Genomic DNA, 24,374 nt, shown 5'->3' on the forward strand with positions numbered 1-24,374 from the left:
TTTACATCATTTTATTGCTTGTTCTCGTATTCCACAACCACATTTTCTGGTAAATATTTTTGAAGTTTAAATTTTAGTTTTTTGCCTATTTTATTAAACTCATCAATATCTACATTTTTGCTAAGCCAGTAATATCTGCCTCCATCTAGGCATTTATATAGCAGCTTTCCCCAGTTTATAAAAGCTTTTTCAAGTTCTATGTTTTCATCAAGTTTAAATCTTTTTTGCAAATCACTCAAAGATACTATTTTGTTACATTCATCAAAAAGCACACCATCTTTTAGTTTAAAAAGTAGAATTTCCCAATCATCTATGTGTCCATATCCCATGCGAATATCAAATCTATATTGCACAAAAAGCTTGATGCATTTTAGTAAATTTATATATTGCTTTTGCAGTTGTTTTGGTAGCAGCAGACACTCACCACAATCACAATTATCACCATCATGCCAAATAGGCTAAGCACTCCAATCTCTTCGAATGCCTACAAATCTAGGCGATTTACCTATAAAAGTGTTTTGCTCTTCTAGCTTATACATAAGCTCAAACATATCCTTTTATGAATTATGATAAATTCCTTTTAAGAACTCTTCTAATCCAAGTGGGATATATTCGCTTTTTAGTAAGTTTTCAAGCATTTTTTTACGCTCTGCTTCGTTCGCATTATTATAAATGCAGCAAAAATGCTTTGATGAAATAAAATCTTTCATATCTTACTCCTTCATAAAAGAATTTATCATTCTAGGGAATTCTAGAATTCCTTAGAATATCGCTTTTAGCAAAGCAAAGGCACAAATGCCAATAATAGCACAAACTATAAGCCCACCAACTGCGCCAAGTCTATTACTAGGCTCATCATCACTTACTGCTACAACCGCACACAAAATGCCAGCAAATACACTTCTTATGAGATATAACCCAGCTCCTATAATAACAGGGATTAAAACTATCCAAAGTATTATAGTCCCTAGTGTTTCCATGCTATCTCCCTTATGGCATTATAGTAGAGTAGCTACCATCGCTGTGATAGTAAGTATCGCCACTTTTTGTAGAATAACTGCCATCGCTATTCCAAATAGTATCACCACTTCTGGTAGAATAACTGCCATCACTATTCCAAGTGGTATCTCCACTTCTGGTAGAATAACTACCGTCACTATGATATATAGTATCTCCACTTCTAGTAGAGTAACTTCCATCGCTATGCCAAGCAGTATCTCCATTTATTGTAGTATAGCTACCATCGCTATGCCAAATTGTTTCGCTATTAGCAATAAAAATTGCTAGCATTACAAAAATTAGTTTTTTCATTGTTTTCTCCTTAATTTTTTATCTACCACGAGCTTTGCCGTGTGATTTGATTTTATCACGACACCCACCGCCTTCACAGCTACTACTGCCACAGCCAGAGAGACCTAAAACGCCAAGCACAATAAGCGCACAAAGAAAAATTCTTATTTTACCCCCTTTGTTTAAAAATCAAGTGGAATTCTAGCAAGATAAATAGTCATATTTTGTCTAAAAGAAATTATTTTATATGCTCGTGGTATGGCTCTTTTGCGTGGCAGTCTTTACACAGCACGGCTAGATTTTCTTCTCTATTGTCGTATTTTTCGCCATTTTTGTGATGGACATGAAGCAAATGCGGCTGCAAACTAAAATTCCTACCACAATTCTGGCAAATAAAATTTGCCTTTCTTCGCATTTTAAGCGATATTTGTGCCCAATCATCTGTGTAGTCATTTAGTGGGGCTACGCTGTCTTTATGATGTCCAAAACCACTTAAAATATTTTTTGGATAGCGCCTAAAAAACTCTTTTAAATCAAACACCTCACTCCAGCCTAGCTCTTTTAGGCAATTTTTACAAATATCTAGCCTTTCATTTGATTTTTGCCAGATGCTAGAATTCTCGCATTTATTTATCACAAACACACCATCATCACGGCTTGAAACTACATAGCGCTTTTTTCTGCCACTTTGAACCATTTGTTCATATGTAGAGCAGTTACACACATGAAACTTTGGCAAACTCCACTGATCATTGTATTTATAAACATCACGGATATACAAAATCACTCTAATGCCCTTATAAACAAAGGTCTTATCATCAAAAATCTCAATCTCATCAGGGCTGATTTCTATACCCTCAGCTCCAAGTCGCTCTAATTCAGTGGCTGAAATTGTGTTTTTCTCATACTTTGTGCTGATATCTACTAGCCTTGCGCCAATTTTTTTTCTAGCATTTTCTAGTGGAGCGATGATTTCATTTACTTTCATTTTTTTTCTACCTCATCGGCGACTTTGCGCTCTATATTTGTGCGCACACGCAATTCCACTCTTTGGCTTTTATTGCTATCTTCTAAACCACCAACTCTTAACGGCGTAGAATTCTCATCCAAAGGCAGCGCAGATGAAAATCCAATCGCTCTAAAATGCTTTTTTAGCCACTCTTTTTGCTCGTCATTTAAACTCTCTTTTGTGATGATATATCCTAGCACCGCACGGGTTCGATCTTGCGAGAGAGACATATTTTTTAGATACGCACTCACGCCACTCTCTCCGCCCCAAAATGACGATGTATGCCCCTCAATGCGTATTTCTTCTATATTATCTCTAAACTCATCAGCCATCAAAATCTTTAAATATCTTGGGAAAAAATCATCTAGAATTCCTTTGAACTTATCACTTAGCGCAGACGAGCCCACGCTAAATAAAATATCAGGCTGAAAAAAGCGAATTGTAAGGTCTTTGTCCATCACAGCACCCCACGCTTGCCAGTCGCTTTCAAACTCTTTGTTTAATCGCTCATAAAGTCCTTGCGTAGTCTCTTTAAAGATAAGTGGAATTCTCACGCTTCCTTGAACCTTTATCATATAAACCACTGAAATTAGCAAGAAAAGCAGCATTAAAGCAGTCATTATATCACTTAGTGCTATCCAGTAATCCTCACCGTGCTTTTTGTGCGTTCTCACCTTCTGCCCCCAAGTGCGCCAAGTAGCGCAGATGTCGCATCACGCAGATTTTCAGTCATCATACGATAGTCATTTACAAACTGCTCTGAAATTCCAGCTATATTTCTTGAAGTGTTTTTAAGCGCAGTTTCTAGCTCACTATCAAGCACCTTTGCTTGTGAGTTTATGCCCTCACTTGCTTTATTTAGCGCTTCGATTAGCTGCGTATTTAGGCGCTCATTATAGGCGTTAAACTCGCTATCAAGTGCATTTAAATGAGTTTTGATATTTTCTATCATAGCATTATTTGTGCTTGTAAAATTCTCATTTAGCTTGCTGCCTTGCTCATTTATCGAATTTTGGATACTTTGGGCAAAGTCATTTGTCGCACTCATCATATTTTTAGCATTAGTTTCGTAATTTTGGCTTAGCTTATCGCTCATTTGCGTAATTTGAACAAAGTTTTCATTACTCATTTTAGCAAAGCTATTTATCTGCTCCATTATCTCTGGAATAGTGAATTTTAGGCTATCAAGGTGAGCAGCAAGAGCACTAGAATTCTGCGCTAAAAGCTCTCTTTGTTCTTTTATATTTTCTACCACGCTATAAATTTCTTTTGAATTTTCTAAAAACTCATTTGTGCTATTTACTAGATTTTTGTAATCATCGCTTTGCTTAGTGAGTGCTTCAAACACTGAATTTATAGAATTCTGCGTATTTTCAATGTAATTTTTATAGTTTCCTTGCCACAAAACCAGCTTTGCTACAGCACTATTTAGCTCTTTGAAATTCTCTCCAAACTGCTCAGTAAGCTTATCATTAAAGTCCTTTATCACACTACTTAAAGCTTCAATCAAAGCTTTTTGATTATTTTGCGCCATTGTAGTAGCAAAATTTTTAAACTCATTTATAAGTGCGCTAAACTTATCATTTGTGTCCATACGCAGATTTTTTACCTGTGTTAGAAGCGATGAGTCCTCATCACCACTAATTGCTTTTATAAGCCTTGTGTTCATTTCATTTTGGGCATTTATGCTGTTTTCATTTTGCGCAATTTGCTTTTCTAGCGCAGTTAGAATTCTACTTTGATTTTGTGCCACATCGGCTAGGGTGTAATCATCTGGCTCTTTTTGCTCTTTTTTGCTAAATAGCTCAAAAATCAGCGAAAGCACCTTTAAAATAATCGCCCCAAGAACTCCCACAACAGAGACCAAAAAGGCAGTTTTAATCCCATTTATGAGATTTGGCAAACCCTCTTTTGTATCATTTACATCAAAGCCCATAAGTCCAACTGAAATTCCATAAAAAGTAAAAAGAATTCCAGTAGTTATGAGCAAGCTCACAGCAAAGTGATGTAGAGCTTTTGTGCGAATTAAATGTACCAAAAACAACACAAAAAACACGCCAATTACACTTATACCGACTGCGACATGTCCATTAAAACCTTTTGATATCAATTCTAGCATTTTTACCTACTTTCATATTCTAGCATTTTGATTTCTTGCTTTTCATACCACGCCAAATAGCTCTTATTTTCATCATCGATATCTTTATCATACCGCAAAGGATCAGCCAAACATGCCTTTAGCTCAGCTTCTATTTTTTGCGATTTTTCTACTAAGACATTTATCGCCCATTTTGTAGCAGATGATGAAAGAGACGCACTTGCTTGATTTACACCGCACAAAAAGCGTGAGAACATATTTTTCCAGCCATTTACAGGATGATTTAGAGCCTCAAACTCGTATTTTGCTTGTTCTACACGGCACTTGAAATATTCATTTATCCGCTCTTTTATTTGCTCTCTTTCAAAGCTCAATAAATCATATATTTTTCTAGCACTTAGCTTTTTATGCGCAAAAAAACAAATCAAAATAAATCCCCACAAGATAATCGCTTTTATACTCACGCTTTAATATTTCTTTGATTTCTTTAAATCTATCATCAAAATTGCTAAAAATATTGTCGTTCATCCTTGCGCCTCGTACCATTATTTTTTTTCAATTCTACTAGCTGTGACAAAATATTTTAATTCCAAACCAGGGTAGCTCTCTGGATGTTCACCGCCAAAAATTTCACATTTTTCTTGTCTTAGCTTATTGCTTAATAAACTAATATTTGTCGGCGTTTTATCATCAATATCAAATCCAGCATCTATGACTATTCCAATACTTTCGGTAGTTAAATACCTATTGTGAGCATCAGGTATTTTTGACATATCCCATACATATATTTTAATTATATGACCATATTTTTTTAAACCTGCAAGCTTACTTGGCCATTTTTCCATATTATACTCATCTATTCTTTGTTTAGAATCATGCCCGCAATAAGAGCAATGAATATTTATTGTGCCTTTGTTTTGTGGATTTGCACCTCTAAAATATCCAAGATATTTGGCAACTTGTTCTAATGTTTTAAAACAGCTCTTATGAATATAAAAATAAGGATCTATAATATTAACCTCTCTTGCATATCCTAAAATATTTTGAAACACTTTAGCAAAATTATCTATATTTTTTATTTCATAATAAGATACAGGTTCTTGTATCCTTTCTAGCAGCTCCCCTTTTAGTTCATCCATTGTATGTGTATTAAAAGAGCAATCGCCACTTTTGCTAAAAATAAAATCTATTTTTCTTTGACTATCAGTTTCTTTGGCTATATTCAACCAATCATCTTCTTTTTCTGGGATAATTTTAGATTTTGGGTGGTATTCTATTCTTTTTTGCGTATCTAGCGTTTTTAGTAATGTCGTTAACATAAATTTATTTTTATATTGCTCTTTATCGTTATCATCAAATAAATTAATAAATTTATTTACATTATTAAACCAATCTTTATTATTTAACGATATCAAAAATCCACTATTTTTTACATATCTAAGTAAATTTTCAAGACGTTCTGCGATTATTCCATTACAATAACTATTTGTAAAAATTTCTGGTGAGAGAAAAAATTCTTTTACTATCATAAATTATTCCTCATCCACATCAAATCTTTCATTATAGCCTTCTTCGAAAAATCCATGTGGCCATGGAGTAAGCAATGTACCATCACAATCGAGTTTTAATTCTCTTATAAATGCACAATCATCTGCGTTATCCACATACAGCAGACAAATATCATCTGGCGTGATATATAGTAGATCATCTTTGCTGATTTTACCATCAGCTGAGTGGCGCAAACGCTTCATTATACGGAGCAACAAATGCTCGCTATGAGTTTCTATATATAGCTTTTTCTCTTCACTTTTTACAGCCATTATAAACTCATCTGCTAACTCGCATTGTTGTTTTGGGTGTAAATGAAGCTCTGGCTGTTCTATATAAATGCTATTTGTGCTTTTTAACGCATCATCGCCAGTAGTTATAGGCGCACTAAAATAACAACTAGCCAAAATAGGTAGCACCTGTGACACACCAAGCCCCATATCTCGTGGCAATACTAGCGTATTTTTGCGTATATCTAGAAATTCTAGTTTTGTTATATAGTCATTTTCTAGAATTCTGCCTTTATTTTCAGGGTCTTCTTTATAGAATTTATTTACTTCTATTTTATAAGGTGTATTTAGTTTATTTGGGTCGCCTAACCACCCATTTATTTTATTTCTTAGCTCAGTTGCATCATCTAGTGTGATGATTTTCCAAATGTCTTTTGAGTTTAGTTGTAGTGCTGCAAGATTGCTATAACTAGGCTCAAATACTAGCTCACTACGCTTAGGATAATGACGCAAAGGCTCTATATGTTGCCAATTGCTATTTTTATTTGTGACAAAGTAAAGTTGAAACCAAATATTTGCTATTTCACCAAATAAAAGCCAAGAGTTTTTATTTTTTTGGAATTCTTCTATTAGTTCATTTATTCCAGCATATGCCATATAAGAATATTTATCCAAATTAAACATAAAATAATTATAATCTTTGATGTCTATATTATAATTTTCATCTTCTATTTGTTTTCCTAGCTCTTCTAATAAATCTCGCTTTTCTTTTTCCATGTCTCCACTATATTTTACATAATCAGCAATTTTTTTGAATATAGAATTTTCTTGATTTATAGAAATTTTATATTTAAATTCTCTTTTGTCATCAAAATTTGCAGTAGCGTATAATTCATCATTGAAGTATAATTCTAAATTATATAAAATAGTATTTACTTCTCGTTTGTCCCAAAATTCTCTTTTTTCTTTATGATTATATACGATAGTTTTAAACTTAACCGATGAAATTCCAAAAGTAAATTTTAATATTTCATCATACCACTCTTTTAATTTTAAAAAATCAGCTAGAAATTCAATGTTACCATCGTAATGCTTTTGAGATTTTTCAATTACTTCATTAAATAGATTTTCATCTTTTGCATAAGTAATGATTTCATTTACATTAAATGATATTCCACCAACTGATTTTATATAGTCCCATTCTTTTGTTTTTGTAAACTCATCAGAAAATTTAGAAGTTTTTTCATAGCCAAACATTCCGTAAGCATCAATGCTACTAGGGTCAATACGAACTCTATTTTTTACCATTATAGAGGCGATAGTTCTAAAATCATTAAATTCCCTCTCAAACTCAAATTTTCTACCCTCATCGTGTTTATGAATAAAATTTTTAAACCCACCTAAATCTATGATATCATCAATCTTCATTATATCGGGATTAGCACCACCTATAACTTCTTTAGCATACATTAAAGCGTGAAGTATGCTTGATTTGCCCACGCTATTTGGTCCATATATCAGCGTTATAGGCTTGTTTGAGAAAGTTTGCATAGTACCGCCAAAGGCTTTGAAGTTTTTAAATCCTATTGTATTCATTTTTTATCCTTTTTATTTTTTGTGTAATTATAGCTAATTTTATAGCCATATTTTGTCTATTTTAAAATATTATTTTATTTTTATTTCGGTTAAATTGCTTTATAAAATTATTAAATTCCACATTTCCACTCAAAATATATAAAATTTCTTTTGCTCTTGTTATACCAGTATATATTAGCTCCGGATTCATTTTTTCTCCGATAAGTAAAATTGTAGCATAAGATTCCCATCCTTTGAAACTATGAATTGTAGAAATTTTTATTTTTCCAGAATTAGCTTGAAAGGCAAATTTTTTAATTCTTGCTATTTCATCATCTATTGCTGATAAAAAAGCAGAAGGGTTTTTGTAAAATCTTTCTAATGTTCTCATATCTATTTCATGTCGTTTTGCTTTAAAGGCGTTCATCATCCTTACATCAAAAAAGAATTTTTCAGTTATTCCATTATTATCTAAATAGCCTTTGTCTTGTGCTTCCTTTATCCTTTTTGTCATATTTTTATATATCTCTTGCATCGTTTCTAGGTTTGCAAATACAGTATTTGTTTTAAATCTACATTCTTTGCGAACTTTATAGTCTATATGCTGTAAGGCATTTACTTTTGAGCCAAGAATAGCAATATCACTTATGTGTATTTCATCTCTTAAGTTTAAAATTCTATTGACAATAGATTGTATGCTTATATTTTTTATATCATCTTCTATATAAACCTGCCCATAATAGTCAGGATCAAGACGATTTTCATTTATTTCTTTGTGTTCTTCATAGTCTAATTGATATTTGTTTTCTAAAAAATATTTTTGGAATTCCAAAGCAAATTTCATTAAATTATAATTTGAACGATAAGTTTTTTTAAGTTCATTCCACCTACCACTGATGCCAGTATTTGGCAATCTTTCCTCGCCATAATCAGTTTCATAAATATTTTGCTTTTCATCAGCAAATATAACAAACGAGCCATTTTTATTTAAAAACTTATCTCTTAAAAGCGCAAACCATTCTTTTTTAAAATCTTGCCCTTCATCAATCAAAATAACATCTTGTTTAAATATCTCATCTATTTTACAATCATATAAATCTTTAATAGCACTTTTCATATATTCATTAAAATCCATGGAATCTATTTCTATTATTTCTTTATTTTCTATATTTCTTTCACTTGGTAAAATTTTTGTTTTTTTAGTTCTTATTACAAATGGTTCAATATCATGAAAATTTAATGCTTTTGAGATAAAGTCATTAAAATGAGTTATCCAAATTTTATCACCAAAAGATTGTCCGTATTGTCTAGAAATCATATCTCTAAGTCTATTTCTTAAAGTGATATTATAGTGTAAAACCAAAACTCTTTTATACCTATTATTTTGTTCTAAACTTTTCATTGCGTTTATAGCAAGGTTTGCTAGTATTAGAGACTTTCCACTTCCGGCTTTGCCTCTTATTTTCTTTTTCATGCCTTGCGAATATTTACTTAATTGCAACTGCTCTGCGCTAAGCTTATTGTTGTTGACTTTGGCTCTTTGGTCTATATAATCTAATGATGGTCTTAAAAGTTCTGCTATTTCATCAAAAACTTCATCAAAATTACCCTCAAGATTTACCTCGCTTTTATTTTTTATATTTTTAATAAGTAAATTTATTGAGTCATATCCAAATAGTTTTACATATTTATTTGGTGAATTTGTTTTATCTAAATTTCCAAAACAAGATTTTATTTGGTTTTCAGAGCTTTTGTGAAAATACACAGCTGTGTTTATTATGAAATTTGGATTTGGTGTATTCTCTTGCTCCAATGCACTTTTTAATCTATAAAAAAGTATTTTTTCATAAAGTTTTACGCTGTATATATCTTTTATATTATCTCTGTATTCTCTTACTTGGTTCATCGGAATTCTAATTCTGGCTTGTTCTTCTCTTACATACATAGTTTCTATTGGTTTGCCATTTTTTTCTTCTATTTTATATTCATAGCATTCTAAATTCCAATCCTTAACCTCGATGATATAGACACCACGATTTTTTCTAAAAACCACTATATCAGGAAAATCTCCATTTAGTAGTGGCTGAAAATATATTTCGTATGTGTCATCTAGTCCTTTGCCTAGGGCTTCTAGCAAATATAGCTCACCTGCTTGTGCTTTTACTCTACCGTTTTTTATTTCATCTAAACTAGGAAAAATTTTTGCCATTTTTATATCCTTTTAGTATCCCATCATCGCTGTAGCTGCTACATTTGGTTTCAAACAATCTCGCAAGAACTCATCTGAATCTTCTTAATATCTATTCAGCAGGATTTGAGCATATTTCGGATACATCTCTTCTAAACATTGTTTCAATAATGCTTCATAATCCTCTATACTCATTTGTTGAATCTCTTTTAGCGTCATCTTGCTTGCTTTTTCTATTGCTGTCACTGCTCATACTCTTTTATTCTCTAAAAGCTCGTTTATTTCATTTTTTAATGCCTTTGGCTCTAAGATTTCTATACTACCAAGCCAGCTTAGGATAAAGCTTTTTATCTCATCAAAGTTTGTTATCTTGTAGCTTACAATTATATCGCCGTTTTCTAGGCTTTTTTCTATCATTTGGGATTTAAAAAACTTCTTAGCCTTAAAAAATCTTGCCTTTTGCGCTAATATTTTTAGCCTTACATTTATAGGCTCTTTGCCAAACTCAGAAAACGGTGTTTGAATGCTCTCTATAAACTCGCTTATATCAGCATTTGCGTGAAAAGTCGCACTCAAAATATCCACACTTTTTATCTGCGTTATGCGAAACTTGCTAACCCCAAGCTCGCTAGCACAAATTAAATAAAAATTCTCACTCATAAAGACGATTTTATAAGGATTTATCTCTTGGAATTCCAAAGTTTTCTGCTCGCTTTTGTATTTTAGATTTATCTTTCTTTTATGTGTGATAGCAAACTCTAATGATTTTATGATTTCAGCCTTACTCTCTATGCTCTCAAAAGGGCGTGAGACAAAACTATAACAAGCGTTCGTGCTTTTTAGCTTGGCTTTTAGGGCTTCTTTTGTCCTCTCATCAAAGCCAAAGCTAGAAAAAAGCTGATTTTTGCTAGCAAGATTGTAAGCAAGGGCAAAAAAGCTAAGCGTCTTAGCGTCCAAAAAATTTTCAAAAGCATCTTTTGTGACAGCCCTATACGCACCACCCTCGCCACGCACGCAAGTAAAACCATCAGGGAAATACTGCTTTATTACATCAAGGTCACGGCGAATAGTTTTTTCGCTCTTGCCCTCCCACAAAGCGTGGTTTTTTAGCTCCGAGATTTTTACCATTTTTCCATCATTAAAACGCTTTAAAAGCTCCAAAACCCTCATTGTTTGGTTAGTCATATTATGTCCTTTTTATTCTTTTTTTGTGGAATTATAATATATTTTTTGGACATATTATGAGAATTCTATAATTCCTAAGGAAAAATCTAGAATTCCTGGCAATAATTCTTGCGCAAATCTAGAATTTCTTAGCTTAAATTTATTCAAGCTTTTATCAAAATACCACTTATTTTGATTTAGGTACTTTCATAAACCCGCAAATATCGGTAAAATCATGAATTTTTCTAAGTTGATGATTTTTTGACTATTTAAAACAACTGACCTAGTTTAAGGGATTTAACTTACAAAAAATTCTCATATCATAAATTAAACTAAATCTCTAAAAATATAAAATTTTGACAAAATAAGTCAATAACTTACTTTACAATTTTACTTTTATTTTAGACTTGCTTTGCTAATTTCAAAATTAGCAAAGCAATTTCTTATAATTTTGATATAATCTAAACAATAAATCTTTAAAGGTGAATCGTGTCAAATATAGAAAAAGTAAATATTTTGAAGTATTTTTTGCTTTGCGAGACGCTAACTCCAAAACAAGCAGACAAGCCTACCCCAAAGCGTGTAGATAAGCAATCAAAAGTAGTAATAAATACTGAAAAAAGCATATTTACAAGGCATATGCAAGACGCCTTTTATAGACTTGATAATAACAAAATCATCACTTTTGCGCTCTTTGGCTCACTTTACCCCACAAAAAATATCCAAAAAAAGCTCAAAAATTCGCTAATGCCTATACGCCAAACGAAGAAGACGGACAAAGTGCTAGCTTTGCGCTAGTGTTTGAACAGATTGATTTTAACACCAAAACTTGCATCTTTGACGCACACGAGAGGGTAAATAGCTCAGATCTCAGCCTAGCTCCATTGGTAGCTTCATTGATAACTGAGGAGATTGAGTTTGAGACGCTTAGTTCTTTGTGCGATGGCAGTAGTGCACGACTTTTTAGCAACAAACTTACTTCTTGGGCGCAAGATAGATTTTTAAACAATCGCTTTGATTTTAAGCCAAATCAAGCCGTAGAAGAGAAATCAAAGCATTTTTATATCAGCCTAGACTTTGATGAGTTAAGCGAGTTCTACGCCAAAGCTAGCCAGATATACGAAGAAATGCTAGGAGAAAAAGAGCTCTTTGTTAGCGATAAGCTTCAGTGTATCTTTATCTCTTCAAAAACAGGCTCAAAATACACTCCTATGATGCATAGCTTTTACATTGATAGCATTAGAGACGCAATAGGGCTTTATAGCAAAGAAGAAGGCTCAAATAACCTGCTAGATAGCTACCTAGCTACTGGCGCAGTGAGTATGGCAGGGAGTTTTTTGTCTCAAATCTGCAAAAAAGCGAGTTTTGAGCAGGCTCTTTTCCGCTAAAAGCTAGGCTAAATGACTCACAAAATTTTGCTATAAACTCAGTCTTTAAGCGTTTTGATCTAGCTAGCAGGGATGATTTTTGGCAAAATACTGGATTTTATGCGATAAATGGAGCTCCTGGAACTGGTAAAACCACGATTTTAAAAGAAATGTGTGCTAGTATTTTTACAGCTAGAGCAATGGAACTTGCTAAGCTTGACGAGAATGAAATAACAATAAATGGTCTGCTAAATCCTAGGCTTTATGGCTTTGATATGACGATTTTTTCATCAAACAATCTAGCAGTAGAAAATGTAAGCGCAGAGCTTTCTAACCCAGATGATATAGATGAGAATTTGCTTGGCAAGCTTTTGGATGTAGATTATTTTAGCTCTATTGCTAGTAAATACTGGGGTAAAAAAGCTGGGGAGCTTTTGGTTTTAGGCTTGGTAATAGCGAAAATATCAACAAATTCGTCTATGACTTTTGTTACAATGTAAATGAGACTGGTCAAGCAGATGAGGGTAATGCGAGAATTGAGGAGATTAACGCTCTAAAAGCATTTTTGGCATTTTATAAGCACAGAACTAGGGGTAAAATTAGCGATATTAGCGTTATTACGCCCTTTGTAAATGTGGTAAACATGAGCAAAATCTAACATCGAGCTAAAAACAAATACTATACACACAATGCAAGGACGAGAGTCAAAGGTTGTAGTTTTAGTCCTTGGCGACACTAGCGAAGGTGCTAGAAGCTGGGCGGCAAAAAGACCAAACTTACTAAATGTCGCACTTGCTAGGGCTAGGCAGAACTTTTTTGTTATAGGGGATTTTAAAGCTTGGTCATCGCTGCCGTATTTCCGCATTTTAGCGCAAAATATTGCTAGGATTGATTCTAGCGATATAGAAGATATTTTTAATGCTCATTTATAATAAGTTTTGAGAAATCACAACAAAATAGCTATTTAAAAAGTAGTTCTTGTAATAAAAAAATCTTTTAGACAAAATAAGTCTAAAATAAAAACTATAATTTTATATAGAAATCAATGGAACAAACATTCCATGGATGCTAAAAAAAGTATATTATGAGAGATAAAAATATTCAAAGAGCTTTTAAAAAAGAGCTTAATTTGTCCACAAGGAATATTAAATCAAAAAAGTGTATAATAGAAAACGCATTAAGTGTGAGTGTTTGGAAGGCTAAAAATAATGTTTGAATATTTTATGAGTGAACAAGAAAAAGCTAGGGCTGAGGAAATAAAATCAAAAATGCATAGCGAGCCTGTAAGCTTGGATGATTTGCGACTTTTGATTAGATATTTAAAGCATGATATAGAGCTTATGGAAAATCGGCTAGTAGAGCTGGATAAAGAAATAGCAAGAGATAAATTTGACTCGCTAAATTATAATAACCACTCATTTTGGGGTTTTATCACAAAGGGTGCTATGGCTTTATCCACTGGTGCTAAGCATATGAATACCGGAGCTATCAAGTTTAATATCTCAACAACAAAAAAGCTAATAGAAACATATGAAGAAATGCTACATGAGTGGGAGAGCGACCCAGAAGCAAAAAAGATACATGATGTCTTCAAAAACGTCGATCGAAAGATCGACAAGGCATTGGGGAGATAAATGCTACATAAGTGGGAGAGCGACCCAGAAGCAAAAAAGAGACATGATAGTGTTTTTGAAATAATAGAACAAATACATATACATGGAAGGTAGTTTGAAAATGAGCTTTCAAGTAATAATAGATAGGCTAAATGAAGAAGAAAAAGCCAGAGCAAGAAATATCTATGAAAGATATGCTGTCGGGGATAAAGTTAGTGTAGATGAACTACGCCTTTTGTTGCGCTTTGAAAAATCACAATTATCACAAGCTAGAATATCTCAGCATGATGCTAAAAGAGCCTTGGCGTCTAATCAATTTGAGCAGATAAATTATAAAGACCATTCTCTTGCTGGCTGGATAAAAAAAGGTTTATTAGGTGTTAGCACCGCAAAATCTCAAATAAAATCTTCATCTATTGATTATCATATTTCAGGATTAGAAAAATTAGTAAATGAACTAGAAATAGAGATAGAAAAAAGATCTGCTGATAACAAAAATAACCAAAGCAAATCTAATGAGAATGAGAACATATTTGCCGCTCTTTCTGCCTGGCTAATTGTAGATAAATATAAATCTTAAAGATTTATATTTATCTACAATTAGCCCTCAATTAGCATATCCATAGTTTCATCAGCGCAGTATATAAAAACTTAAGTTTTTCTCTTATTTTAAGTCCATAAATTTCCATATAAAGTTTTTCCGTTTCTATATTATCCAAAATAGTAGGATTTAGCGTTATGTAAGCACAACCTAGTTCTTTGGCTGCTATTCTTATAGCCTCATTTGCGTATTCTTTATCTTTTAAAGGAATTGCAAAATCATCACTATCGCTCAATTATTCATCCGTGCAAAACTTGATTATAAAATCAGCATACATTCTTACTTTTTTATCTCTTTCTTGCTCGTAAGTTTGCATGCCAGATGTGTTTTTCAAAATATTATCTACAAAGTTCATATGGTGCTTTCTTTTATAAAATATTTAAAAGTTCAAGGTGTATAATTGGCAAACCATACACCTTAGCTTAAAAATATTTATAAAAAATTTCAAAAGTTTATAAAAAAAACAGGCTACCCTCTAAACTTCTAAAAGCCACTCCGTAGCGTTTTTGATCTTTATGCCTTCTATTGATAAGGTATAGTTTTTATCCATTGAAATAATGATTTTTTCGTAGTTATCTGGGATAGATTGTAGTGCTCTTAGCTCTTTTTTTAGAGTTTTTTCATCTATTATGCTTTGCGAGACTTGGATATAGATTTTTTCTTTTGGATTGCTTGCTACAAAGTCAATTTCTAGCTCGCCGATTTTGCCTATTTGGACGCTATATCTACGCCTTAAAAGCTCTAAAAACACTATATTTTCTAAAATATGCCCAAAGTCGCTATCCCTACGCCCAAAAAGCCAGTATCAGCAATGTAGTATTTTTGCCCAGTTTTTAGCAAAGCCTTGCCTTTTATATCATAACGATTTGCTTCATAAAACACAAATGAGCTTGTAAGTAACTTGATATATTTATCCACGCTATTTCGTGAAATGCTATTTTTATCGCTTGTTAGGACAGAGCTGATATTATTTGGACTTGTAAGAGAGCCTATATTAGAAGCTAGGAATTTTGTGATTTTTTCTAGCAAGATATATGAAGCATCGCATCTTGCCAAAATATCTTTTTGTAAAATTGATGAGATAATACCCTCTAAGGCTTGAAATGAGTTTATTTCGTCCATTTTATACTGAGCTAAAATAGGCATACCTCCAAAAATTAAATATTTTTGAAACTTATCTTCTAAACTAAGATTATTGCCAAGCTCGTGGAATCAAAAACTCAGCAAATGAGAGCGGCAGTAATTTAATCTCCACAAAGCGACCAGTAAGATAAGTGCTAAACTCGCCTGAGAGCAAATGCGAGTTTGAACCAGTGATATAAATATCGCACTCAAAATCCAAGCGGAAGGACTCAATCGCTTTTTGCCAATCTTTTACTACTTGAATTTCATCAAAAAGCAAGTAATATTTCCCACTTTTTATCTTTGATTTTATATGTTTATATAGCTCTTTGTAATCGCTTAAATGCTCAAATTCCAAGCTCTCAAAGCTTATATGTATGAACTTTGCATTTTGCTTTTTTAAATACTCTTTAAAAAGCTCTAAAAGGCTAGATTTGCCACAGCGTCTAATGCCTGTGATGATTTTTTATTAACTCTTTATCTTTATGGGCTAAAAGCTCATCAAAATAGCGTTTTCTATTATGAAGTTTTTGCATATTTACTCTTTTTATTTTTTGCTAGTATTATAGCAAAGTTTTGTAATTAAAATGAAAAAACTTATGAAATTATAGAAGTTTTTTCATTTTAATTACAAAATTATTTTGAGGTATTAGTAAAATTTTTATCTTATATTTATCTAGTTTTACGCTATTTAGCGAACTAATTTAGAGGTTATGCTACAAATTCGTGGCTTTGAGTAAAGCTCTATATATTTAAAATTAATAGTTAATTTAGTGGCGTATAGTTTGCTAATTAGTTAATTAGACATCATAAATTATTGTATGTTTTTAGCGTCATTGTAAAGGAGTGAAACGACTGCGGCAATCTCGCATTAAGGTTTTCGAATTTGATTTAAATTTGAATTTTGAGATTGCCACGCTTTTGCCTTTGCCAAAAGCTCACAATGACAGGCAATATGAAAGCTTATTCAACTAACTCTTTTAGCCCTTCTAGCACCTTCACCATAGCCAGAGTATCAAGCCCACAATACGCTAAAAGCTGTTTTCTTAACTCCTGTATTTCATCAACGCTTTTATCCTTAAAACTAGGAAAAGCTTGCATAGCTTCACCGCCATTAGAGATTTCTCCTTTTGCTTTTAGGGCTTTATATCCTTCATCTATGCTTGGTGCTAGTATAGGTTGTATATCTTTAATAGAATAACCTCCATTTTGCCTATAATCATAAAAATACCTTTTATCAAATGGCAGCATTAAATCTTTTATATTATCATGTATAGCCATCAGATGCTCTGCTAAATTAGGAAAGATAGTAGCCAAGCTTTTAAGCACGCCTTTTTCAAATTTGGCGTTATAAGCCAATACACATACATCTTTTGGTATGTCATTTACCAATCGCTCTGCTAGCTGCAAACGCGGATCGCAAAACTCATTTGGCAAAAACTCTTTATGTGTAGGAGTGCTTCCATCACCTTTATCTATATGTAAAGAGTATTGAAATGGTATTTGCTCGTATGGTTTAGTCCCACGCCATAGCGGAATAGCTATTTGAAAGGTCTCAAAGTCCAAATGATAGATCGGATAGCTAAGAGTAGATAAAAACTCTCTTATAGCATTTTTATCCACTATTCTTAGTTTTTGCTGGTGAGCTTTGATTTGTGTTAAAAAATAAGGTGGAATTTTATCAAAATTTTTAATTTCATCAATTGTTTTTATATTGTTATGAAATAACTCAAAAAGAGTTTGTCTATTAAACTTTTGCTTACCACCAAGCAAGGCTATATCAAAAACGCTACCTTCTACTAAAGCACCAGCTTGCCCCCAGCAATAATTTTTTGCTTCACACTCATGCGGCTTACCGCATTGTATGCCTATATCGCGCTTTGGCTCATCTTTTTGCTCTAAGATTTTCTCAAAATGCTCCACATTTTCTTTTATACTATTAAACTGCTCTTTAGCATTTTGCGTAAGGTCAAGGATATAAAATAACTGATGAATATCAAGCTCATCGCCCCTTATATAATCGCTATTAAGACAAATCAAATTTACATTTTTGACATTATATCCAAGTGAAGCTAGAACAAAGTATTGAAAAGCTATGTCATTTAAATAAGCTTCATTTGGTTGAGGCCTTGATGGATTAATGGTGCTTGATTTGACTTCATTTATCACCAACTCGCCACTAGGCAAAATCTCCAAAATATCCACCATAATCAAAGCGCCTTTAAAACTAAAAGTTGCTTCATAAATATATCGAGTGCCTTTTGTGATCAGCTCACTAGTTTGGGCTATTTTTTCATCAAAAGTAGAGTTTTCCCATTTTATACGCTCACCACCAGCAAATAGCTCACAAGCTAGCTCACCCACTTCATTACCACGCTCAAAAATAGCCTCCAAACTAGCATTTGGCTCAAACACCCTCTCATCGCCTTTGCGATGCTTGCTTAGCCACATTAATTTAGGGCATTGAATGCCATTTACATAAAGAGATTTTGAAAGACCCATTTTATTTCCTTTAATTAGTGAATTATATTTTATACACTCTTGACATTTACAGACTTTTTTAACTCATTTTTTTCAAGCATATTATACTTTTTTATTGTTTTAATTTTCTAGCTCTCCATAGGTATAGGCTTTAGCTCTTTCAAACATACCACTCATATCAGTAACTTTAGATACATTCCAGTTATTTAATGGTTGATTAAAGTTTGTAGCTCCATAAAACATATAGCTCATATTTTCAACATTAGACACATCCCAATTAGATATATCAGAGTTGAAATATTTAGCACCAGAAAACATGCTACTCATATCAGTAACTTTAGATACATTCCACTTTTCAAGTGGTTGATTGAATTTTTCAGCTTCGTCAAACATGCTACTCATATCAGTAACTTTAGATACATTCCAGTTATTTAATGGTTGATTAAAGTTTGTAGCTCCATAAAACATATAACTCATATTTTCAACATTAGACACATCCCAATTAGATATATCAGAGTTGAAGTATTTAGCATCTCCAAACATACTACTCATATCAGTAACTTTAGAGACATTCCACGCATTCATAGGCTGATTATAAGATTTAGCTCCAAAAAACATATAACTCATATTTTCAACATTAGACACATCCCAATTATTTAATGATTTGTTGAAAGTCTTTGCGAATATAAACATATGGCTCATATCAGTTACTTGGCTTACATCCCATTGCGAAATATCCATATTAAAGAATTTCGCCCCACTAAACATACTAGACATATTGGTAACTTTTGAAACATCCCAAGCTTCAATACCGCTAAAATCCTTTCTGTCTGTGTTATAAAATAAATCTGACATATCAGTAATAAGGCTTGTATCTATATCACCTAGCTTGATTTCAAGGTTATCTACTAGCTCTTGTAACTCTTCTTTTGTTTTTGGTTGAAATTTTGCCATTTTTAACTCCTTTGATTTTAAATTACGAGCTCTCTGAGTTTTCTTAAGATCCTTTACAATAGCAAATCTAATCTAGCTCACAGTAGACTAAAAACTTGTCTTGCTTTAAATCCTTAAATTAATATAATGCTCACTAAAAAGTTCGGCGTATTGCAAAATATCTTTTATAAATTACTCTGTTGGCTCTAAGCGTGGATCGCAAAATACTTATGATAAAAACTCTTAAGGTATTTTCATGTTTGGCTTTGTAATAAAATTTTATGTTACAAAGCCAAAATTATATTAATAAAATTCCTATTTTAGTATAAAAAGTCAATTTCAAAAATTGACTTTTTACAAATCTACTTAATTTTCTAGTTCTCCATAGGTATAGGCTTTGGCTCCTTCAAACATATCATCCATCCAATCTACATTGCTAATATCCCAAGAATCTAGCGGTTGGTTAAAACTTGTAGCATCTCTAAACATTCTATACATATTAGTTACACTAGATACTTCCCAATCCTCTAATGGCTGATTAAATGAGGTAGCTCCTTCAAACATGCTTTCCATATTTTCCACACTGAAAACACGCCAAGAATTTAATGGCTGATTGAAAGATTCAGCACGAGCAAACATGCGACTCATATCGCCTACGTCGCTAACATCCCAACTCTCTAGCGGCTGGTTAAAGCTTATAGCGCCACAAAACATACCGTTCATATTGTATACATTCCCTGTATACCAAGCATCTAGTGGTTGATTGAAGCTTGTAGCTCCACAAAACATATCGCTCATATCCCCAACACTTGATACATCCCAATTATTTAGTGGCTGATTAAAGCTTTCGGCTCCGCAAAACATGCAACGCATCGTTTCTACATTAGAAACATCCCAATTTTCAAGTGGTTGATTGAAAGCTTTAGCTCCAGTCGCATCTTCATCATCACCGCCAAACATATTACTCATATCAGTTACATTAGACACATCCCAGTTATCTAATGGTTGATTGAAAACTACTGCACCAGCAAACATTCCGCTCATATCAGTTACATTAGATACATTCCAATTCTCTAATGGTTGATTGAAATTTTCTAGCAAATAATCAGGGACATCTTTATCACATCCAAACATCCAGCTCATATCAGTTACATTAGATACATTCCAGTTATTTAATGGCTGATTGAAACTTTTAGCTTCTGCAAACATATAACTCATATCTTCAACATTTGATACATCCCACTTTTCAAGTGGTTGATTGAAAGCTTTAGCTTTTTCAAACATTCTACCCATGTAAATTACATTTGATACATCCCACTTTTCAAGTGGCTGGTTAAAATTTTTAGCTGCTGCAAACATACCGCTCATTCTAATTACACTTGAAACATTCCAAGAATCTAGTGGTTGGTTGAAGCTTTCGGCACTCTCAAACATGCTACTCATATTAGTCACGCTAGAAACATTCCAGTTATTTAATGGCTGATTAAAGTTTTTAGCTTGTGTAAACATATCGCTCATATCAGTAACATTTGATACATCCCAGCTATTTAGTGGTTGATTAAATGAAAAAGCTCTAACAAACATCTCTGTCGTATTTTTGACTTTGTCAACATTCCAAGAATCTATAGAGCGGTTAAAGCTCTCAGCATCTTTAAACATTCCACCCATATCAGCTACATTAGATACATTCCAGTTATCTAGTGGTTGATTAAATGAAATAGCATAATAAAACATTCTGCTCATATTTTCAACATTAGATACATCCCAGCTATTTAGTGGTTGATTAAATGAAAAAGCTTCTGTGAACATCTCTCTCATATTTTTGACTTTACTAACATTCCAAGAATCTATAGAGTGATTAAAAGGTGCAACCCCCTTAAACATACCACTCATATCTTCAACATTAGATACATCCCAAGTTTCTAACCCGCCAAAATCACTTCGACCCACATCTACAAATAACTCTGACATATCAGTAATAAGGCTTGTATCTATATCAGCTAGATTGATTTCAAGATTTTTTAATAACTCTTTTAACTCATCTTTTGTTTTTGGTTGAAATTTTGCCATTTTTTCTCCTGTAAATTTTCTTCAAATTTTAAACCCTATTTCTTTAACTCCCCATAGGTATAAGCTTCAGCTTCGTCAAACATATCATCCATGTAATCTACATTGCTGACATTCCAGTTATTTAATGGTTGATTAAAGTTTTTAGTATCTGCAAACATACTACTCATATCAGTAACCTTAGATACATTCCAGTTATTTAATGGTTGATTAAAGAAAGTAGCACTCCTAAACATATAGCTCATATCGGTTACATTAGACACATCCCAATTAGATATATCAGAGTTGAAATATTTAGCATCTGCAAACATAAAGCTCATATCAGTAACTTTAGAGACATTCCACGCATTCATAGGCTGATTATAAGATTTAGCTTCAAAAAACATATACCTCATATTTTCTACATTAGACACATTCCAGTTATTTAATGATTTGTTGAAAGTCTTTGCGAAGCTAAACATATTGCTCATATCAGTTACTTGGCTTACATCCCATTGCGAAATATCCATATTAAAGAATTTCGCCCCACTAAACATACTAGACATATTGGTAACTTTTGAAACATCCCAAGCTTCAATACCGCTAAAATCCTTTCTGTCCATGTATTTAAACAAATTTGACATATCAGTAATAAGGCTTGTATCAATATCACCTAGATTGATTTCAAGGTTATCTACTAGCTCTTTTAACTCATCTTTTGTTTTTGGTTGAAATTTTGTATTTACCGCTTTTGTGCTATCAGACCTACTTGAACCACCAATATTTTCTCTAAAAAAGGCTACTAGCTTTTCATAGATTTTATCTCTGCGTTTTTCTATATCCTCTTTTAGCCAATCACTTTTAGGATATTTAGCTAATTCTTGTGCTTCTAAAATTTCTGATTTAGCATATTTTTCTTTTTTGTTATCGAAATAGTCATTACTTGCTTGTATATTTATCTTTTGATCAAGCCACATTTTATTACCAATAGATTCTATAAATGGCTTTGCTTCAGCTTTATCCCAGCCTTTATAGTCTGCTCTAAATTTTTGTGGGAATATATGCTCTATATGCAAATCATGAATGCCTACTTCTTGCTCTGGGTATTCTAAGTATAGATAGAGTTTTAAAAGACTTCTTATGAGACTATTTGCTCCAAGAAATTGATTTTTAAATATCTCATTTTCTAAAATCTCTTTTGTATTTGTTTTAAAGTCTATCTCGCCTTTTTCATATAAAGATGCATAGGCATTAAAGATTATCGGTCTCACTTCAAATAAAGACTGCTTGTTGATGAGTTTTACAAGCAGATTTGCGATAAGTTTAGCCAAAAACTGCTCGTGGTCTTTAAAGTAGTCAAGTCCTTTATCTTTGCAATACATAAAATATACGCTATCAAGATATTTCCAATACTCATTTGGTATATACTCTAACACTTCATAGAATTGCAAGGATCTTTTGCTAAGCTTATCTTTATATTCGCCATTCCAAAATTTGCTTAGCTCTTCAATCTCGCTCATTGTTGCATCTTGTCGCAAGATATCTTTATAGTTTTTATCACTTGCAAAAAACTGCCTTAATCCCATTTCATTGCCACTATCTTTGTGTCTAGCTCGTATTAAGTGCATATAATTTCTAAAGATAAAATTCATATCTATATCTTTATCTTCATTATCTTTAAGAGATTCTTCAATCTCTTTCCATTTTTCTGCAAAGATTGCTTTATCCGAGCTTGTTTTTTTGCCTTTAAAGATAATGCCTTTAAATATGTCAGAATCACTTAGTGGCATACCACGATTATTGAGCGTATTAAAGATTCTTAATGCGTTTTCAAGTTTTTTTTCATCATCTGATCCATCACATTCAATAGGCAATACAATGCATTGCGTAAGTAGTGTTTGACAAAAATCTAACCAACGAATTGTAATATCTGAATCTTGTGTTTTTGAAACAAAATAAAGATAGTTTCTCTCATAAGCAGATGTTTTCTTATCCCTTATAACCTTATCTATATCATTAGGCAAGGTATATGTATCTTGCAAAATTGATTCTAGGACTTCTTTATCTTTATCAGTTGCCACTTCACTTTTGAAATGAGATTTTTCTTTATTAGCTTTACCTGATCCAAAATCAATATCCCATAAACATTTCTCAATAATTCTTTGTAGGCCTTCTAAATTTTTATCATTACTAGCATTTTGTATTGTCTTATCATATATAGCCTTAAGCAATAGCATTAGCGTAGTTGTTCTTTGCTGTCCATCTATAACATGCTGTTCCTTATTTTGCTTATACATTACAATGGAGCCTAAAAAATATTGCTTATCATCGTCGTCATCGTCTTGACCTTTTGATAAGAAAAACTCTACAATATCGTTCCACAATTGCTCACACTCATTTGTAGTCCAAGCATATGGTCTTTGAAAAATAGGTATTAAAAACTTATTCCCAGAAAGATAGCTCATAATATCTTTTTGCTCTGTTTTCATTTCTGCCATTTTTTCTCCTTGTTTATTTATGGTTTAATTTTAGAATATTACAATACATTTTTAGACATTAATTGTCTATATTTTAAATTTCTATGTAGAAAATTGTAACTTTTTATATTTGTAAATATTAATCATCTATGTTTCAAGTTTTTCTATATAACTTTGCAATTCTTGCTTTATATCATTTGCTAGCCAAAGTGGCTCTAAAAGTGTGATATGTGGCAAATATTCATATATTATAGGCTTTACTTGCATTTTATCGTTTGCGTAGATTTCTATTATTAATGAGCCGTCTTTGCATTTTTCTATAATTCGTTGTGTTTTTAATGGCTTACGAATCAAATATTTAGATATTTGTGAATTTATTAACAGCTTAACGCTAAAGGATTCTGCATTGCTAAACCATACAGAATTAGCATTTTTCAATACATTGCTTACATCAGTACAAAGTTTAAAATGTGTATTTAATAGCTCGATATTTTCTAACTCTTTTAAATAAAATGTCTTTACAAAGCCATCTTCTTCGCATACTAAATACCAAAAACCTCCAAAAAGTGCGATTTTTAAAGGGTTTATGGTGCGAAACTTACCTGCATAGTTTAATCTAATTTGAAGTTTTT

General features: G+C 32.4%; 28 protein-coding genes. 6 read left to right on the forward strand and 22 right to left on the reverse strand.

Annotation, left to right across the window (positions count from 1 at the left end; genetic code table 11):
• Positions 1–11: 11 nt before the first annotated feature.
• The 13 genes from CIGNP85_RS05535 to CIGNP85_RS05585 all read right to left on the reverse strand — a co-directional run bounded on the left by CIGNP85_RS05535 (position 12) and on the right by CIGNP85_RS05585 (position 11,123).
• Positions 12–353 carry a hypothetical protein gene (locus tag CIGNP85_RS05535; protein ID WP_086287320.1) on the reverse strand — a complete coding sequence of 114 codons (342 nt, stop codon included), beginning with the start codon at positions 351–353 and terminating at the stop codon, positions 12–14.
• 204 nt (positions 354–557) lie between these two features.
• Entirely contained in the window at positions 558–710 is a 153-nt protein-coding gene (locus CIGNP85_RS08345) for a hypothetical protein (RefSeq protein WP_179187378.1), read from the reverse strand.
• Positions 711–761: 51 nt separating this feature from the next.
• Entirely contained in the window at positions 762–980 is a 219-nt protein-coding gene (locus CIGNP85_RS05540; RefSeq protein WP_086287323.1) for a hypothetical protein, read from the reverse strand.
• A 10-nt stretch (positions 981–990) separates the two neighbouring features.
• Positions 991–1,311, reverse strand: coding sequence for a hypothetical protein (locus tag CIGNP85_RS05545; RefSeq protein ID WP_201790106.1), 321 nt, complete (start codon positions 1,309–1,311; stop codon positions 991–993).
• A gap of 217 nt (positions 1,312–1,528) precedes the next feature.
• Positions 1,529–2,278 carry an HNH endonuclease gene (locus tag CIGNP85_RS05550; protein WP_086287325.1) on the reverse strand — a complete coding sequence of 250 codons (750 nt, stop codon included), beginning with the start codon at positions 2,276–2,278 and terminating at the stop codon, positions 1,529–1,531.
• On the reverse strand, positions 2,275–2,973 hold the full coding sequence (locus CIGNP85_RS05555; RefSeq protein ID WP_236845598.1) for an OmpA/MotB family protein: 699 nt from the start codon (positions 2,971–2,973) through the stop codon (positions 2,275–2,277). The genes CIGNP85_RS05550 and CIGNP85_RS05555 overlap by 4 nt, the downstream gene beginning before the upstream one ends.
• The gene (locus CIGNP85_RS05560; RefSeq protein WP_086287327.1) at positions 2,970–4,418 is read right to left on the reverse strand and encodes a hypothetical protein; all 1,449 of its coding nucleotides are present in this window, start codon (positions 4,416–4,418) and stop codon (positions 2,970–2,972) included. Before CIGNP85_RS05560 ends, CIGNP85_RS05555 begins: the two co-directional genes overlap by 4 nt.
• Before the next feature lie 2 nt (positions 4,419–4,420).
• Positions 4,421–4,825, reverse strand: a complete 405-nt coding sequence (locus CIGNP85_RS05565) for a hypothetical protein (protein ID WP_086287329.1) — start codon at positions 4,823–4,825, stop codon at positions 4,421–4,423.
• A 117-nt stretch (positions 4,826–4,942) separates the two neighbouring features.
• Positions 4,943–5,926 carry a hypothetical protein gene (locus CIGNP85_RS05570; protein WP_086287331.1) on the reverse strand — a complete coding sequence of 328 codons (984 nt, stop codon included), beginning with the start codon at positions 5,924–5,926 and terminating at the stop codon, positions 4,943–4,945.
• 3 nt (positions 5,927–5,929) lie between these two features.
• Positions 5,930–7,771 (reverse strand): AAA family ATPase, encoded by a 1,842-nt coding sequence (locus tag CIGNP85_RS05575; RefSeq protein WP_086287333.1) that lies wholly within the window; start codon positions 7,769–7,771, stop codon positions 5,930–5,932.
• A gap of 61 nt (positions 7,772–7,832) precedes the next feature.
• Positions 7,833–9,959, reverse strand: coding sequence for a DNA/RNA helicase domain-containing protein (locus CIGNP85_RS05580; RefSeq protein ID WP_086287335.1), 2,127 nt, complete (start codon positions 9,957–9,959; stop codon positions 7,833–7,835).
• Between the two features lie 84 nt (positions 9,960–10,043).
• The gene (locus CIGNP85_RS08350; protein ID WP_179187379.1) at positions 10,044–10,184 is read right to left on the reverse strand and encodes a hypothetical protein; all 141 of its coding nucleotides are present in this window, start codon (positions 10,182–10,184) and stop codon (positions 10,044–10,046) included.
• A gap of 3 nt (positions 10,185–10,187) precedes the next feature.
• Complete coding sequence (locus tag CIGNP85_RS05585; protein WP_086287337.1) at positions 10,188–11,123, reverse strand: helix-turn-helix transcriptional regulator; 936 nt, start codon at positions 11,121–11,123, stop codon at positions 10,188–10,190.
• Between the two features lie 468 nt (positions 11,124–11,591).
• On the opposite strand from CIGNP85_RS05585, the gene CIGNP85_RS05590 reads away from it, so the two are divergent.
• The 6 genes from CIGNP85_RS05590 (at position 11,592) to CIGNP85_RS05615 (ending at position 14,662) form a co-directional block, all read left to right on the forward strand.
• A complete protein-coding gene (locus tag CIGNP85_RS05590) occupies positions 11,592–11,900 on the forward strand; it encodes a hypothetical protein (RefSeq protein WP_086287340.1) in 309 nt (102 codons plus the stop codon).
• Positions 11,900–12,490 carry a hypothetical protein gene (locus tag CIGNP85_RS05595; RefSeq protein WP_086287342.1) on the forward strand — a complete coding sequence of 197 codons (591 nt, stop codon included), beginning with the start codon at positions 11,900–11,902 and terminating at the stop codon, positions 12,488–12,490. The genes CIGNP85_RS05590 and CIGNP85_RS05595 overlap by 1 nt, the downstream gene beginning before the upstream one ends.
• A gap of 149 nt (positions 12,491–12,639) precedes the next feature.
• Positions 12,640–12,969: a hypothetical protein gene (locus CIGNP85_RS05600; RefSeq protein ID WP_086287344.1), complete on the forward strand. Its 330-nt coding sequence runs from the start codon at positions 12,640–12,642 to the stop codon at positions 12,967–12,969.
• Positions 12,970–13,128: 159 nt separating this feature from the next.
• Positions 13,129–13,401, forward strand: coding sequence for an AAA domain-containing protein (locus CIGNP85_RS05605; protein ID WP_272888189.1), 273 nt, complete (start codon positions 13,129–13,131; stop codon positions 13,399–13,401).
• A gap of 276 nt (positions 13,402–13,677) precedes the next feature.
• Positions 13,678–14,103 carry a hypothetical protein gene (locus tag CIGNP85_RS05610; protein ID WP_086287349.1) on the forward strand — a complete coding sequence of 142 codons (426 nt, stop codon included), beginning with the start codon at positions 13,678–13,680 and terminating at the stop codon, positions 14,101–14,103.
• Between the two features lie 100 nt (positions 14,104–14,203).
• A complete protein-coding gene (locus CIGNP85_RS05615) occupies positions 14,204–14,662 on the forward strand; it encodes a hypothetical protein (RefSeq protein ID WP_141031745.1) in 459 nt (152 codons plus the stop codon).
• A 31-nt stretch (positions 14,663–14,693) separates the two neighbouring features.
• Here the strand turns inward: CIGNP85_RS05615 and CIGNP85_RS05620 are convergent, their stop codons facing one another.
• The 9 genes from CIGNP85_RS05620 to CIGNP85_RS05650 form a co-directional block, all read right to left on the reverse strand.
• Positions 14,694–14,918 (reverse strand): hypothetical protein, encoded by a 225-nt coding sequence (locus CIGNP85_RS05620; RefSeq protein WP_086287352.1) that lies wholly within the window; start codon positions 14,916–14,918, stop codon positions 14,694–14,696.
• A 240-nt stretch (positions 14,919–15,158) separates the two neighbouring features.
• The gene (locus tag CIGNP85_RS08440; RefSeq protein ID WP_201790095.1) at positions 15,159–15,434 is read right to left on the reverse strand and encodes an ATP-binding protein; all 276 of its coding nucleotides are present in this window, start codon (positions 15,432–15,434) and stop codon (positions 15,159–15,161) included.
• Between the two features lie 8 nt (positions 15,435–15,442).
• Complete coding sequence (locus tag CIGNP85_RS08445) at positions 15,443–15,829, reverse strand: ATP-binding protein (protein WP_201790096.1); 387 nt, start codon at positions 15,827–15,829, stop codon at positions 15,443–15,445.
• 46 nt (positions 15,830–15,875) lie between these two features.
• A complete protein-coding gene (locus CIGNP85_RS08450; RefSeq protein ID WP_201790154.1) occupies positions 15,876–16,268 on the reverse strand; it encodes an AAA family ATPase in 393 nt (130 codons plus the stop codon).
• A 500-nt stretch (positions 16,269–16,768) separates the two neighbouring features.
• On the reverse strand, positions 16,769–18,307 hold the full coding sequence (locus CIGNP85_RS05630) for a DUF2779 domain-containing protein (protein ID WP_086287354.1): 1,539 nt from the start codon (positions 18,305–18,307) through the stop codon (positions 16,769–16,771).
• Between the two features lie 99 nt (positions 18,308–18,406).
• Positions 18,407–19,240, reverse strand: a complete 834-nt coding sequence (locus CIGNP85_RS05635) for a BspA family leucine-rich repeat surface protein (protein WP_086287356.1) — start codon at positions 19,238–19,240, stop codon at positions 18,407–18,409.
• Between the two features lie 345 nt (positions 19,241–19,585).
• Positions 19,586–21,289: a BspA family leucine-rich repeat surface protein gene (locus CIGNP85_RS05640; RefSeq protein WP_086287358.1), complete on the reverse strand. Its 1,704-nt coding sequence runs from the start codon at positions 21,287–21,289 to the stop codon at positions 19,586–19,588.
• A 35-nt stretch (positions 21,290–21,324) separates the two neighbouring features.
• Positions 21,325–23,763, reverse strand: coding sequence for a BspA family leucine-rich repeat surface protein (locus CIGNP85_RS05645; RefSeq protein WP_201790152.1), 2,439 nt, complete (start codon positions 23,761–23,763; stop codon positions 21,325–21,327).
• Positions 23,764–23,889: 126 nt separating this feature from the next.
• Positions 23,890–24,374, reverse strand: a 485-nt coding sequence (locus tag CIGNP85_RS05650; protein ID WP_141031749.1) for a WYL domain-containing protein, incomplete at its 5' end; no start/stop codon positions are given.

It is taken from the genome of Campylobacter sp. P0085 (assembly GCF_002139495.1).
GTDB classification, from domain to species: domain Bacteria; phylum Campylobacterota; class Campylobacteria; order Campylobacterales; family Campylobacteraceae; genus Campylobacter; species Campylobacter devanensis.